At 57.3% G+C, this 14197-nt stretch carries 10 protein-coding genes; 5 read left to right on the top strand and 5 right to left on the bottom strand.

From position 1 onward, the window contains the following. Window positions 1-5: 5 nt before the first annotated feature. The 4 genes from pnp (at window position 6) to DWQ09_16940 (ending at window position 5964) form a co-directional block, all read left to right on the top strand. Complete coding sequence (gene pnp, locus DWQ09_16955) at window positions 6-2093, top strand: polyribonucleotide nucleotidyltransferase (protein KAA3626371.1); 2088 nt, start codon at window positions 6-8, stop codon at window positions 2091-2093. A 222-nt stretch (window positions 2094-2315) separates the two neighbouring features. After that, window positions 2316-2693 (top strand): response regulator, encoded by a 378-nt coding sequence (locus DWQ09_16950; GenBank protein ID KAA3626370.1) that lies wholly within the window; start codon window positions 2316-2318, stop codon window positions 2691-2693. Window positions 2694-2968: 275 nt separating this feature from the next. Beyond that, entirely contained in the window at window positions 2969-3208 is a 240-nt protein-coding gene (locus DWQ09_16945) for a hypothetical protein (protein ID KAA3626369.1), read from the top strand. 2 nt (window positions 3209-3210) lie between these two features. Continuing rightward, window positions 3211-5964, top strand: coding sequence for a histidine kinase (locus tag DWQ09_16940; GenBank protein ID KAA3626368.1), 2754 nt, complete (start codon window positions 3211-3213; stop codon window positions 5962-5964). Between the two features lie 179 nt (window positions 5965-6143). On the opposite strand, the gene acs is transcribed toward DWQ09_16940, so the two are convergent. Continuing rightward, on the bottom strand, window positions 6144-8081 hold the full coding sequence (gene acs, locus DWQ09_16935) for an acetate--CoA ligase (GenBank protein KAA3626367.1): 1938 nt from the start codon (window positions 8079-8081) through the stop codon (window positions 6144-6146). 675 nt (window positions 8082-8756) lie between these two features. Here acs and DWQ09_16930 point away from each other — a divergent pair. Further along, complete coding sequence (locus tag DWQ09_16930; protein KAA3626433.1) at window positions 8757-9428, top strand: esterase; 672 nt, start codon at window positions 8757-8759, stop codon at window positions 9426-9428. Here DWQ09_16930 and DWQ09_16925 read toward each other — a convergent pair. The 4 genes from DWQ09_16925 to DWQ09_16910 form a co-directional block, all read right to left on the bottom strand. After that, a complete protein-coding gene (locus DWQ09_16925; protein KAA3626366.1) occupies window positions 9425-11518 on the bottom strand; it encodes a CBS domain-containing protein in 2094 nt (697 codons plus the stop codon). The two genes, DWQ09_16930 and DWQ09_16925, sit on opposite strands and share 4 nt — an antisense overlap. Before the next feature lie 10 nt (window positions 11519-11528). Then, window positions 11529-11885: a hypothetical protein gene (locus DWQ09_16920; protein ID KAA3626365.1), complete on the bottom strand. Its 357-nt coding sequence runs from the start codon at window positions 11883-11885 to the stop codon at window positions 11529-11531. 106 nt (window positions 11886-11991) lie between these two features. Then, the gene (locus DWQ09_16915) at window positions 11992-13830 is read right to left on the bottom strand and encodes a cation acetate symporter (GenBank protein KAA3626364.1); all 1839 of its coding nucleotides are present in this window, start codon (window positions 13828-13830) and stop codon (window positions 11992-11994) included. Window positions 13831-13845: 15 nt separating this feature from the next. Beyond that, window positions 13846-14091, bottom strand: a complete 246-nt coding sequence (locus tag DWQ09_16910) for a DUF4212 domain-containing protein (GenBank protein ID KAA3626363.1) — start codon at window positions 14089-14091, stop codon at window positions 13846-13848. Window positions 14092-14197: the final 106 nt, after the last annotated feature.

Genomic DNA, 14197 nt, shown 5'->3' with positions numbered 1-14197 from the left:
AGCTCGTGACATCAATCAGAAAACAGTTTCAGTACGGTGACCACACGGTCACTCTAGAGACAGGGGAGATCGCGCGCCAAGCTGATGGCGCGGTCATGATCAGTATGGGAGACACTGTCGTTCTGGCAACCGTGGTTGCCCGAACAGAGGCGGCGCCCGGACGTGACTTCTTCCCGTTGACCGTCAACTATCAGGAAAAGACCTACGCCGGTGGCAAGATCCCCGGCGGTTTTTTTAAGCGCGAAGGACGCCCCTCGGAGAAAGAGACCCTCAACTCACGTCTGATCGATCGCCCGCTGCGCCCGTTGTTTCCCAAGGGTTTCTACAATGAAGTTCAGGTCATCACCACCGTGATGTCGTTGGATCCGGAGATCGATTCCGATATTCCGGCCATGCTGGGTGCTTCCGCTGCGGTCGCTATCTCCGGGGTACCCTTCAGTGGTCCCATCGGCGGCGCCCGTGTCGGCTACCTGGATGGCCAGTATCTGCTCAATCCTTCCGCCTCGCAGCGTGCCGATTCGAAGCTCGATCTGGTGGTCGCCGGTACCGAGCATGCGGTGTTGATGGTGGAGTCGGAGGCAGCGGAGCTGGCCGAAGAGGTCATGTTGGGTGCGGTACTCTACGGTCACGAGCAAATGCAGGTTGCCATTCAGACCATCAAAGAACTGGCGGCCGAAGCAGGCAAACCCGCCTGGAACTGGGAGAAGCCCGCCACCGACGATGCACTGGTGGAAGCCGTTGCCGCGGCAGTGGAGGCCGATGTCGTGGCCGCGTACCAGATCAAGGACAAAATGGCACGCCAGCAGCGCGTCAGCGAAATACGGGCCGCGGCTGCGGAGCAGTTGGCGGCAGGCGATGAGCCACAGTGGAGCGTGGAAGCGGTGCGTGGCGCGGTGGAGAAGCTCGAAAAACGTGTGGTGCGTCAACGCGTACTCGCCGGCGAACCGCGTATCGACGGGCGCGACACACGCACGGTGCGTCCGATCTCGGCACGCGTCGGGGTCTTGCCGCGTACCCACGGTTCCGCTTTGTTCACGCGTGGTGAAACCCAGGCGATCGTAGTGACCACGCTCGGCACCGATCGCGATGCCCAGATCATCGATGCGATCGAAGGCGAGTATCGCGACCCGTTCATGCTGCACTACAACTTTCCCCCTTATTGCGTGGGCGAGACCGGTTTCATCGGCAGTCCGAAACGCCGTGAAATTGGTCACGGCCGCCTGGCCCGCCGCGGGATCCAGGCCATGATGCCGACGCGAGAAGAGTTTCCCTACACGATTCGAGTGGTTTCGGAGATCACCGAGTCCAACGGCTCCAGCTCTATGGCCAGCGTGTGCGGCACCAGCCTCGCGTTGATGGACGCCGGTGTACCGATCCACGCCCCTGTCGCTGGCATCGCGATGGGACTGATCAAGGAGCAGGACCGGTTTGCGGTGCTGACCGATATCCTGGGTGATGAGGATCATCTTGGTGACATGGATTTCAAGGTCGCCGGTACCAATCAGGGCGTTACCGCTCTTCAGATGGACATTAAGATCGACGGTATCACCAAGGAGATCATGGAGGCTGCGCTGGCTCAGGCACGCGACGGCCGGTTGCATATTCTGGGCGAGATGGGCAAGGCGATCAGTGCCCCGCGCGCAGAGATGTCCGAGTTCGCTCCACGTATTTCCGCTTTCAAGATCGATCCGGAGAAGATCCGTGATGTAATCGGCAAGGGCGGTGCCACCATACGTTCGATCACCGAAGAAACCGGCACGACAATAGATATCGATGACGATGGCACCATCCGGGTGGCGTCGGTAAACAAATTGGATGCCGACGAGGCACGTCGCCGCATCGAACTGATCACAGCCGATGTCGAGGTAGGCAAGATATACGAGGGCAAAGTCGTTAAGTTGATGGATTTTGGCGCTTTCGTATCAATTTTGCCTGGGCGCGATGGTTTGGTGCACATCTCGCAGATCTCCAACGAACGCGTACAGAATGTCAGCGACAAACTGACCGAAGGCGATGTCGTTAAAGTAAAAGTCCTGGAAGTGGATAAGCAGGGCCGAATTCGCCTCAGCATGAAGGCCATCGGCGACGAGTAGCTCGTCGATAGCGTCGTAAAGAAAGGGGCCATTGGCCCCTTTCTTTTTATCTGTTGGCACCGTGGTGAACAGGGGGACCGGGCGCGTAGATCCGGGAATTGTGTTACAACTATCCTCCGACCCTGCACGAAGTCCGGAAGGCCGACCTGGCGGTCGAGAAGCTTAAACAGATCAACCGCAGGGTCGCGTAGGCAGGGTGAAGTAAAAGAGGAGGAATTTGCCATGGCGGGGGAAATTCTGGTGGTCGACGACGAACCTAACATCGTCCTTTCTTTAGAGTTTCTAATGAAGAAGGAGGGTTACGGGGTGAGAACCGCGAGCAACGGTGAGGAGGCGATGCAGATCATCCGAGAATCCAAGCCCGATTTGGTATTGCTCGATGTGATGATGCCGCGCATGGATGGCTATGAAGTGTGTCAGACGGTGCGCAGCGATCCGCAACTGAATGATATGCTGATTCTGATGCTGACGGCCAAGGGGCGCGAAGTCGAACGCGAAAAAGGCCTGGCACTGGGTGCCGATGACTATGTGACGAAGCCGTTCGCCACCAGGGATTTGGTGGAGAAAGTGCGTCTTCTGCTCGAAACCGGTCGTCAGTAACCGGGACGCCTTGCGAGCAGAATTGCTTGGCGCTGGGCGAAATCATGGGTTTATTTGCCGCACGAGACCGGGGAGGCTGCTGTTCTGAATCTGGCTTGGGACGACTCCCAAATGGGGTAAACGCTAGAACCTATCTCACATCTCCCGCGTGCCGTACCGCTCGCGTGGGATTGTGAGACAGGTTCTCGATATAATGCGTGGAGTGCTAACCTGATGACAGCCACACTCTCCAGTACAGTGGCAAAAATAACGTGGTGGACGGGGACCGGCGAGTCATGAGTACCACACGTTCTCGCGAAAGATTGGCGGCGTTGTTTGCTGTCGGAGTTATCCTGATCAACTATCCCCTGTTGCATCTGTTCGGTACGGGCAAACTGGTTCTGGGGGTGCCGTTGCTCTATCTCTATCTCTTCGGTTGCTGGGCTGTGATCATCGCCCTTATCGCAGTTGTTTTCGAACGTAAAAGCAGCGCAGAAAAAGTAGGGGTCGATAGTGGGCGATTCAACAGGAGTTAGCTGTGCTCACTGATTGGGCGATACTCCTGACCGCGTTCGGTTATGTGGGTTTGTTGTTTGCCATCGCCTTCTATGCCGATCTACGTGCCGATCGCGGGCGCTCGATCATCAGTAACCCGTATATCTATACCCTTTCGATTGCCGTCTATTGCACTGCCTGGACATTTTACGGCAGTGTGGGGCGCGCGGCTGGTTCGGGTGTCGGATTTCTTCCCATCTATCTGGGTCCGACGCTGATGGCATGCTTGTGGTGGTATGTGCTGCGCAAGATTGTACGTATCAGCAAGGTGCACCGTATCACATCCATTGCCGATTTTATTGGTTCACGGTATGGCAAGAGTGGATTGGTCGGGGGGCTGGTTACCGTGATCGCCGTTATCGGCATCATGCCGTATATCTCTCTCCAATTGAAAGCAGTGGCATTGAGCGACGTTTTGTTGCGAACCTCCAATGTGGTGGGTGGTCCGACACCGCAATGGCAGTTGGTAGGCGATACCGCTTTATATGTGGCTCTGGCCATGGCCCTCTTTACCATATTGTTCGGAACCCGGCACATCGATGCCACCGAACGACACGAGGGCATGGTGGCGGCGATCGCTTTTGAGTCAGTGGTGAAACTGCTGGCGTTTCTAACAGTGGGTTTGTTTGTCACCTTTATTCTCTTCCAGGGGCCCACCGATCTATTTGCACAAGCGAGCGCAATTCCGGATATCGCCAAGCTATTCAGTTTCGATTCCATGCCAGGAGGTTATTCCAGCTGGTTGTCACTGACCTTCCTTTCCATGATGGCGATCATGTTTCTCCCCCGCCAGTTTCAGGTGTTGGTGGTAGAGAATGTGAACGAAGATCACATTCGCAAAGCCAGCTGGCTGTTTCCCCTGTATCTGTTGGTCATTAACATCTTTGTTCTGCCGCTTGCGATTGCCGGATTGATTTTCTTTCCTGATGGGGCGATTGATCCCGACACCTTCATGCTGACGATTCCTCTGGCAAACAATGCGGAGTGGCTGGCGTTGTTTGCCTTCACTGGTGGTCTTTCGGCAGCAACGGGTATGGTTATTATGGCGACCGTCGCGATCGCCACCATGGTTTGCAATGATCTGATAATGCCGATTCTGTTTCGTTTCGGTTTGTTGTATCGCGAAAACCTGACAAGTCTTCTGCTGACGATCCGGCGGGGCGCCATCATTTTTGTGCTGTTGCTTGGATACCTCTATTTTCACCTGATAGGCGAATCCTACACCCTGGTAAGTATCGGACTAGTCTCTTTTGTTGCGGCAGCGCAGTTCGCACCTGCAATTTTGATCGGTATTTACTGGAAAGGGGCCAAGCGCGCTGGTGCCATTGCGGGTCTGGTTGGCGGATTTATCATTTGGATATATACGCTGGTATTACCAGGATTTGCGCTTTCGGGCTGGTTGCCCATCGCCTTTCTCGAGGAGGGGTTGTTGGGTTGGAGCTGGTTAAAACCCTATGCATTGTTCGGACTCGGGGAGTTCGACTCTATTACTCATGCTGTCTTCTGGAGCATGTTGATCAACATCGGCTTATTGGTTGGGGTGTCGTTATTTGCGCGCGAAAGCCCCATAGAACGAATTCAAGCCACCCTTTTTGTCGATGTATTCAAACAGGGCACCGAAGCGCGGGATTCGCGCATCTGGGAGAGCACTGCGACCATTGCGGAAGTGCGCGATCTATTAAGGCGCTTTATCGGACCTGATAGAGCGCAAGCAGTATTCGATAGGTTTGCGGCATCGCGTGGAAAAGTACTGCTTGGTGAAGATCACGCGGAGGGCGTGCTGGTTGAGTACGCTGAAAGACAACTTGCCGGTGCGATCGGCGCGGCGTCAGCACACGTGATGATGGGATCGGTGGTCAAGGGAGAAGAGTTGAGCATCGAAGGGGTGATGAAGATACTCGACGAAACCACCCAGGTCATCGAGTACAGTCGGCGTCTCGAATTGAAATCGCGTGAGCTGGAAGCGGCTACCCGCGAGCTGAAAGCAGCCAACGAACAGTTGCAGGAGTTGGATCGTTTAAAGGATGATTTTGTCTCTACGGTGAGTCATGAGTTGCGAACACCACTTACTTCAATTCGCGCTTTTTCGGAAATTCTGCGTGATAGTCCGGATATGTCGCGGGAGCAACGTCAAGAATTTCTCGATGTCATCGTCAAGGAAAGCGAACGTTTGACACGACTGATCAATGAGGTCCTGGATCTGGCAAAAATCGAATCGGGTCACGTCGAATGGCATATGAAAGTAGTCGATCTGCGCGAAATCGTAAACGACGCGTTGATTGCTACGCGGCAGATTATTTCAGACCTTGGTATCGAACTCGTCAAGGATGTGCCGGCGGGTGCCGTAAACGTAGTTGTCGACAAAGATCGTCTCATACAGGTGGTAATCAATCTGGTATCCAACGCTGCAAAGTTTTGCGATTCGGGAACAGGGAGAATTGAAGTACGGGTTTTGAGTGACCATGACACGGTGACCGTTGCCGTGAACGACAATGGTGTGGGTATTGCACCTGGAGAACTAGAGCGTATTTTCGAGAAATTCCACCAGGTCAGCGACGCACAGGATGGTAAGCCGCGGGGAACCGGATTGGGTCTTCCGATATGTCGCCGAATCATTCAACATCACGGAGGTACTATCTGGGCGGAAAGCGAGATCGGCAAGGGTTCGACCTTCGCGTTTACATTGCCGCTGAGTCAGGCGATGCGATTGCAAGCGGAGCGAAAGCAGACCGACTGAAGCGCAGGTTACAAGGGTGGACGGTAAGGTGGTTTACAAAAAACAGTGCCCTGTTTCGGCACCTGGATTGAAGCGGTTCGTTACGAGTAGTGGATAGGGTGCCAAAGATGGCGCCGGTATAAGAAAACCCGATCGCCCAAAGAGCGACCGGGTTTCTCAATGCGCAATTTGATAGATAGTTACTTCACCGCACGGTTATCTATGAGGTTCGACACCACCGAAGGATCTGCCAGCGTGGTGGTATCGCCCAGGGCATCGATTTCATTGGCCGCGATCTTACGCAGGATGCGGCGCATGATCTTACCCGAGCGGGTTTTCGGCAGCCCCGGCGCCCACTGAATGACATCGGGTGATGCAATCGGTCCGATCTCGCTGCGCACCAGACCTACCAGTTCTTTCTTCAACGCATCGCTGGGCTCGACACCCGTCATCAGTGTGACGTAGGCATAGATGCCCTGACCTTTGATATTGTGGGGATAACCCACCACGGCGGCTTCGGCGACGCTCTCGTGCAGTACCAGTGCACTTTCCACCTCGGCTGTACCCATGCGGTGTCCCGAGACGTTGATGACATCATCGACACGACCGGTGATCCAGTAGTAACCGTCCTCATCACGGCGCGCGCCATCGCCAGTGAAATACTTGCCCGGGTAGGTCTTGAAGTAGGTATCGATGAAGCGCTGATGATCGCCGTACACGGTACGCATCTGCCCCGGCCATGGGCGGTTGATGACCAGGTTGCCGGAAGCGGCACCCTCCAGCACGTTGCCATCGGTGTCGACGATATCGGGAACGACACCGAAGAAGGGTCGCGTGGCAGAGCCCGGTTTCAGTTTGGTGCATCCCGGCAGCGGTGAAATCAGGATGCCACCGGTTTCGGTCTGCCACCAGGTATCGACAATCGGGCAGCGCTTATCGCCGACCACGTTGTAGTACCACTCCCAGGCCTCGGGATTGATCGGTTCACCGACGGTGCCCAGCAGTTTCAGGGTCTTGCGTGACGTCTTGGTGACAAAATCGTTACCCTGACCCATCAGTGCACGGATAGCGGTGGGTGCGGTGTAGAGGATATTGACCTTGTGTTTGTCCACCACATCCCAAAAGCGGGAGTGGCTTGGATAGTTGGGAACACCTTCAAACATCAAGGTGGTGGCGCCGTTGGCGAGAGGGCCGTAAATGATGTAGGAGTGACCCGTGACCCAGCCCGCGTCGGCGGTACACCAGTAGATGTCGCCATCGTGATAATCGAAGATGTATTTGTGGGTCATGGCGGTAAAGAGCAGGTAGCCGCCGGTGCTGTGCAACACACCCTTGGGCATCCCAGTGGATCCGGAGGTGTAGAGGATGAACAACGGATCCTCGGCATCCATCTCTTCGGCGGGGCAGTCGGTCGACGCATCTGCCATGATCTCGTGGTACCAGATATCGCGATCACTGTTCCAGGAAATGTCGCTGCCGGTGCGTTTGACCACTATGACGGAATGTACATTCGGGCATTCGAGCAACGCTTTGTCGGCATTGACTTTTAGCGGTACCTTTTTGCCACCGCGCAGGCCTTCGTCTGCAGTGATGACCACGCGGCAGTCGGAATCCAGGATACGGTCTTTAAGCGATTCCGGTGAGAACCCCCCGAAGACGATGGAATGGACCGCGCCAACCCGTGTGCAGGCGAGCATTGCCACCGCGACTTCCGGAATCATCGGCATGTAGATCGAGACGCGGTCGCCCTTCTTGACGCCGCGCTTCTTCAGCACATTGGCGAATTTACAAACCTCTGCGTGCAGCTCGCGGTAGGTGATCTTCTTGTCGTCGGCCGGGTCGTCACCTTCCCAGATGATGGCGACCTGGTCGCCACGGGTTTCAAGATGGCGGTCCAGGCAGTTGAACGACGCATTTAGTTTGGCGCCTTCGAACCAGCGGATATGGCCTTTGTCATAATTATGTTCGGTGACCTTGTCCCAGGGCTTGAACCAGGTGATGAATTTTTCGGCCTGTTCCGCCCAGAATCCCTCCGGATCTTCGACCGAGCGCTTGTACATTGAATCGTACAAGGCCTCGTTGATATGGGCTTTAGCGGCGAATTCCGCCGGGACGTCATAGACGTGTACTTCGGACATGCGTCACTCTCCTCTGCTGGTTTTTCTGTCCCGTCTGTTCGAGCGGGATTCGGTCTGATAATGGCTCATCTGGTTCCGCCCACCATCCCGTTAAGTGAGGCCCCTCTGCATCGGGATACGGACTAAGGCGATTCACACGCGAAATCAAAGTCAAAGCGGGTGTAACTGGTTTTGTACGCGTATTCAAACCCACCGTCTGGGCGTTCAACTGCTTGGAATTCTAAAGAAATACTACTCTCCTGCGGCCGACGAGGCCACCGTCCAGACGTGCACGATTGGCTCCGGTCTCCATGGCATCGGTGAGGTCCAATCGATCCTGTGGCACTCTGCCGCCTGGTGGTGGAACCCGAGGGTACGGTAAGGCATCGAGAAGACATTTTTCTACCCATAACTATTAATGTCAATGCCTATATCTTTTGTTTATGCGGATGAGGGAACGTAAGACAAACGTTGGGGGCAGGGATAGGCGTTGGGCTTGGCCCAGCACGAATGCAGGTAGCGATTGACCGGGAATCGCCATCGCGTTGCGATCGTTGCCCGCATGGATTCAGAGCCTAAACGCGAGCGGCTCAGCTCAGGCGCGGAAGTTGCCGTCGTGCTGGTGAGTATCGGGAAGGAGTGGTACAACACGGGGAACAATAACGAGATAGCCTGGCCATGGGTGTTCTGGATTCTGTGAGTAACGATCTGAATCGACGTATCGGGGAGTGGGGCAAGCCTGCGGAGTTGTGGGGGCTGGTGCGGGAGTACATCGGCCTGGGCCGCCGACGCCGCCGCGAACCCGTCGACAACCGTATCCGCCTACGGCAGTTTCTGGAGACGCGCGCGAGTTTTGTCGCACAAACTTCGCTGTATGGCTACTTGCGCACACGCACGGGTATGCGCTATCCCGAACTGTTTGACGATGATGTGTTCGTCAGGTCGATCAACATCGCCAAGTGGCATATTTGGCTTGCCTGTGTCTCGGATCTGGCTGTCTACGCTGGAGGCTTGCTGGTCCAGCGCACATCGGCGTCGATAGGTGAGGTGGAGAATCTTATTCGGGAATTGGTCGAAGAGGTCGTTACGGCCGCTGGTTCCCCCGCAGATGCCGACGAGGAGTTTGCAGCGCACGCCGAGCGTGTGCTTGGCCGTGTCGCGCAGTGCGATTGGACGCAGATTACCGATGATGAAACAGCGTTTTCCGAGAGTCCGGTGGCGCTGGTGCGTTGGGCACCCGTCATCGATGAGCTGAAACAACTCGACGAGCCGATCGTCAAGAACTCGGTCCGCTTCCGCTGGCAGGAGATCCGTCGCGATCTGCGCCGTGACCTCGATGCAGGGGCCGTTTTGAGTTCAGAAGATTAACCTGCGATCGCGCTGCGAAGTTCTCTTACTACCGTGTCGAGGTGTTTGAGTCGGTGTTTCAGGCTCGAGCGCTGCTGCCGGCTCAGGGCTTTCAGTTCCACTCGGCTGGACGGCGCTCGCCCTGCTTCGAGATCGACGAGCTGCTGTTGCAGTACCAAGGTAAGCAGTTCGACATGCAGCTCGATCAGCGCTGCCGCATCGCCCTCCGGAAGACGTCCCGCTGCCACTGCATCGCGCAGCCTCTCGGGCGTCGAGCGCGCGGTGGAGGCGGCCCGCAGGGCCAGGGTTCTGGCCAGGCTGACCAGCGGCAGCAGGCCATCGCGCTTGAGGTCGATCCGTCCCTGATCCGTGGGCAGGCTCCCCAGCATACCCAGTCGCGGTGTCACGGCATTGACTGATTCTGCGAGCAGGCCGATGAAGGGCAGATTGGTGGATGCATTGCGCACGGCATGGGCGTGGAGTTCGCGCGCCTGCCGCGCATCGCCCGCCACCGGGATCAGATCGAAGAAGATGTCGACGTTGAGTTGATCTTCGGGACGGGCTCGCCGTAACCAGCTTTCCACCCGCGTCAACCACTCCTCAGCGGTGCCTCGCCAACGGGGTGTAACAACCATGACTTCGCCTTTGCAGCGCGGTACGCCGGCGGTATCGAGTCGGTCGGCCAGCTTGGCACCAAACCGGGCAAACCAATCATCGTCGTCGGGTGAACCAGTGTGGATCAATGCATTGTCCTGATCAGCACCCAGCAGACTTTCACCGCGTCCGCCGGACCCCAGGACGAGCAGGCACCACGGTGCTGGCGCTGTTCCCAGGCCTTCCGCCGCCAACTCACCAGCGGCTATTTCAGAGGCTCGCGCAGTGAGCGCACGCAACTCGCTGGAGATGAAACGCGCGACTGTCAGACCGTCCAAACCTTCGTCGACCAGGCGTGATGCGATCTCCGGAACCCGCGCATAGGCGGTCGCTAAAGCCTCTGCGTCTTCCGCCATTGTGATTTCATCACCCAGCATGTCGGCGCTGCGTGCCCGGTGCTGCAGCAGGTTGCGTTGAGAGATCATACCGACTGCGTTGCCGGTACTATCGACGATGCAGAGATGGCGTATGTCCAGGCGGTCCATACGCCCGAGTGCACGATAGAGCATTTCATTGCCCGCCATGGACTCGACCGGTGTATTCATGATCTCGGCAGCGGTGACGGTGTCGAGATCCTGAGTTCCGGTGGCGGTGACTTGCAGGAGATCACGCTCGGTGACTATACCCTGGGGCGGTGCACTGGGGTCGCCGATAAGCAGCGCGCCGATGCGCTCCCTGCATAGTGTGCGTGCCACCTCGCGCAGCGGAGTGTCGGCACCGGTCATGATCGGCGGTGCGCTCATCAGGTCACTCAGTCGACGCTGGAATGCGTAACTGTCGATGTGTGTTACCGGTAGGGGCACGTTGCTGGGCGCGGCCTGCACCTTGCCATCGTACCAGCCCGCTTCCGCATCGCGGCTGACGGACTCGACGCGATGTTCGGCGAAGGACTGCGCCTCACCCAGCGTTCGGATATCCGCTTCGCGCAGCAAGGCTAGCAGTTTGCCCCAGATTTTACCGATGGCCAGACACTCGCCCAGCAGTGGATCGTTGTGATCGATGGTGACGCCCAGACGTTCAGCCAGTGATTTCAGACCTGGATTCGGCAATGCCGGATCCAATATTCCCGTCAGGTGCGCAATATCGAGCGCCGGTGGATCGCGCCATGGGATTCCCGCCTGCGCGGCTGCTGCGCACAGCGCGGCCAGATCGGCCGCGATCGTATGGCCGACGACGATCCGCCCCACGAATAGCTCCCGCAGTGTTTTGGCGACCTCGGCGAAGTCGGCACTATCTGTTGTCGAGGTGTCGTCTGCTTGCGGCGAGAGGGGTATCCCGGGTTTAAATCGATGGCTGAATCGCGGCTGATCGAGTTGGGCGCCGCCCTTCATGGCAACGGCGCTCACTTGAAGGATGCGGCCGCGCTCTGCGTTGGAATCGCTGGTCTCTACCGCCAGGATCAGCGTCGGCAGCGTGATCAGCGGTGCCTGGCTTGGAGGAGGTATGCGGCCCGCCATGGCAGTGAGGCTATTTGAGGATCAACCCGAGCAAGTGATTGACGCCTTGCGCTATTTCACTCTCGAGGGGGAATGACAGCATGCCCATGACTGAATAACCGAGCAGCCAGGGCATCAGGTAGAAGCGAATCATGAAGAAGAACCAAGCCACATAGAGCGGAATCATCTGAGGGATCAAGAACGCGGGCGTAATGGGTGCGAACAGTTTCAGCAGTGGATCGGTCACCCGCACGAAGAATCGCATGAAGAAGAATTTGCTCTCTTCAGGAAGAAACAGACGCATGCCGAAACGACCGATCAGCGTCCACATAATCATGCCCATGAGGTAATCGAATACCAGTACCCACAGTGGAAATACCTCTGTCATTTCAGAGCCCCCCGGTTAATCACACTTATTTGCCACTTTATATAACGAAAATAAGCCGGGGCGAGTAGACCTCGCCCCGGCTCAAGACAACACAGACTAGTTGTTATTAATGGTGCGAACCGACGATCGTCTCACCTCTGGGGATGCGGATCTCGTCGACCATCGCCTGTGTCTCCTTGTCAGGCTCTGCGGTCATCAACGAAACCACCACCATGGCCACCAGACTCACCGAGGCACCGATGATGCCGAAGCGCAGGTGATCGATACCGATCCACGGTTCCATGCCGGCGAAGCGGACCATGTAGAGGTACCAGGTCCCTGCAGCAAGACCCAGCGCCATACCGGCGATGGCCCCCGGCCGGTTGGCCCGTTTCCACCAGACCCCAAGCACCAGCGGGAAGAACAGACCCGACATGGCGAAGTCGAAGGCCCAGGCCACCGCACCGAGGATACCGGTCAGCTTCAAGCTGGCCACCGCAGCGCCCGCCGCACCGATTCCGAGCAGCAGGACGCGGGCGACGATCAACCGCTTTCTGGTCTCCGCCTTGGGATCGATGATCTTGTAGTACAGATCGTGGGACAGGGCATTGGCGATGGCGAGCAGCAGGCCGTCGGCCGTGGACATGGCCGCGGCCAGGCCGCCGGCGGCGACCAGGCCGGAGATGACGTAAGGCAGGCCGGCAATCTCGGGTGTCGCCAGCACGACGATGTCGCCGCGCATGAAGAACTCGTTGATCTGCAGCAAGCCGTCGCCATTGGCGTCGTTGATGCCCAACATTCCGACCGCTGCCCACTTCTGGATCCACTCCAGTGCATTCACATCCGCTATCGCCTTGCCGATGATGCTGGTCGCCAGGGTGGGATCCAGCACCTGCAGTTTGGTGAAGGTAGCTAGCGCGGGTGCGGTGAAGTAGAGCAGGGTGATGAAGAACAGCGACCAGGCCACCGAGACACGCGCTGCACGCACGGAAGGCGTGGTGAAGTAGCGCATCAGGATGTGCGGCAGCGATGCCGTACCGAGCATCATGCATGCCACCAGGGTCACGAACTTCCAGGCTGCCAGCCCACCACCGGGTTCGGCGTGCAGGTTGGTCAGCGCCACGAGACCCGGGAAGCCGGTTGCGGCACCCGCGACCGGTTTCAGCGTACCCACCCCGAGCATTGGCTCCAGTTCCTGGATGCGGGCCACCGCGTCACCGTAGACGAACTGCGGAATCACGCCGAAGCCCTGCTTGTTCGACATCCAGATAACCGGAACCAGATAGGCGATGATAAGCACGATGTACTGCGCCACCTGGGTCCAGGTCACCGCGCGCATGCCGCCCAGCATCGAGCAGATCAGGATTCCCACCAGCCCGAACCAGACACCCACCTCGAACGGAACGCCCAGCGCGCGCGAGGCGATAGTCCCTGTAGCGTTGATCTGCGCCGTCACATAGGTGAACGATGCGATGACCAGCACCACCACCGCAAGCAAGCGTGCCGTGTTGCCGCCATAACGGGTACCGATGAAGTCCGGCACCGTGTAGCAGCCGAACTTGCGCAGGTACGGCGCCATCAGCACCGCGACCAGCACGTAGCCGCCGGTCCAGCCGACCACGAAGGCGAGGTAGGAGTGACCGCCCATGTAGATGCCGCCGGCCATGGCCACGAATGAAGCACCGGACATCCAGTCCGCAGCGGTCGCCATACCGTTGAACACCGGCGGCACCTGTCGGCCGGCGACGTAGTACGCGTCGATCTGCATGGTTCGCGACAGCCACCCGATGAGGGCGTAGATGAGAATTGTGAAAGCCACAAAGAGTATGCCGATGGTGTCGGCACCCAATCCCATCTGCTCCAGCACTGCCATCAGCAGGATGAAGACTATGAAGCCCCCGGTATAGAAGCCGTAGATCTTGGGGAGGTTGGTGATGAAGTCCCCTTGCATTCTGAAAAAGCTCATTTGTGCGCCCCCCCCTTAGTCTTCTTCAGCCATACCGCATTCGCGATCGACCTTGTCCTGCTGTTTCACGAAGATGAACAGTTGGATGACGAACGCGAACAGGGAACCCTGGGCCGCCATGTAGTATCCCAAGGGAAAGTGCATGAACCTGATTTCGTTGAGTTGGGGTGCAAACCAATGGACCAGATACGCGAAAACAAACCAGATGCTCAAATGAATAATCATCAGGTTTCGCGTCCGATTCCAGTGGGCCTCCCTCATAGCAGTAGTTTCTGAATTCACCGACCTTCCTCCTTATTTATTGAAGTAATAATGCAGAGATGAAACGCCGATCATTGTTATTTGCGAACAGCTGCTGATTTAGCCG

Source organism: Pseudomonadota bacterium (assembly GCA_008501635.1).
Classification (GTDB): Bacteria; Pseudomonadota; Gammaproteobacteria; order QQUJ01; family QQUJ01; genus QQUJ01.
The sequence above is the reverse complement of the archived record's forward strand: the minus strand, read 5'-3'. Positions and strand labels throughout refer to the sequence as shown.

Coding starts and splice junctions, on each gene's coding strand:
- DWQ09_16950 (KAA3626370.1), top strand. CDS start 2,316: ATGGCGGGGGAAATTCTGGTGGTCGACGACGAACCTAACATCGTCCTT.
- DWQ09_16945 (KAA3626369.1), top strand. CDS start 2,969: ATGAGTACCACACGTTCTCGCGAAAGATTGGCGGCGTTGTTTGCTGTC.
- acs (KAA3626367.1), bottom strand. CDS start 8,081: ATGTCCGAAGTACACGTCTATGACGTCCCGGCGGAATTCGCCGCTAAA.
- DWQ09_16925 (KAA3626366.1), bottom strand. CDS start 11,518: ATGGCGGGCCGCATACCTCCTCCAAGCCAGGCACCGCTGATCACGCTG.
- DWQ09_16920 (KAA3626365.1), bottom strand. CDS start 11,885: ATGACAGAGGTATTTCCACTGTGGGTACTGGTATTCGATTACCTCATG.
- DWQ09_16915 (KAA3626364.1), bottom strand. CDS start 13,830: ATGAGCTTTTTCAGAATGCAAGGGGACTTCATCACCAACCTCCCCAAG.
- DWQ09_16910 (KAA3626363.1), bottom strand. CDS start 14,091: ATGAGGGAGGCCCACTGGAATCGGACGCGAAACCTGATGATTATTCAT.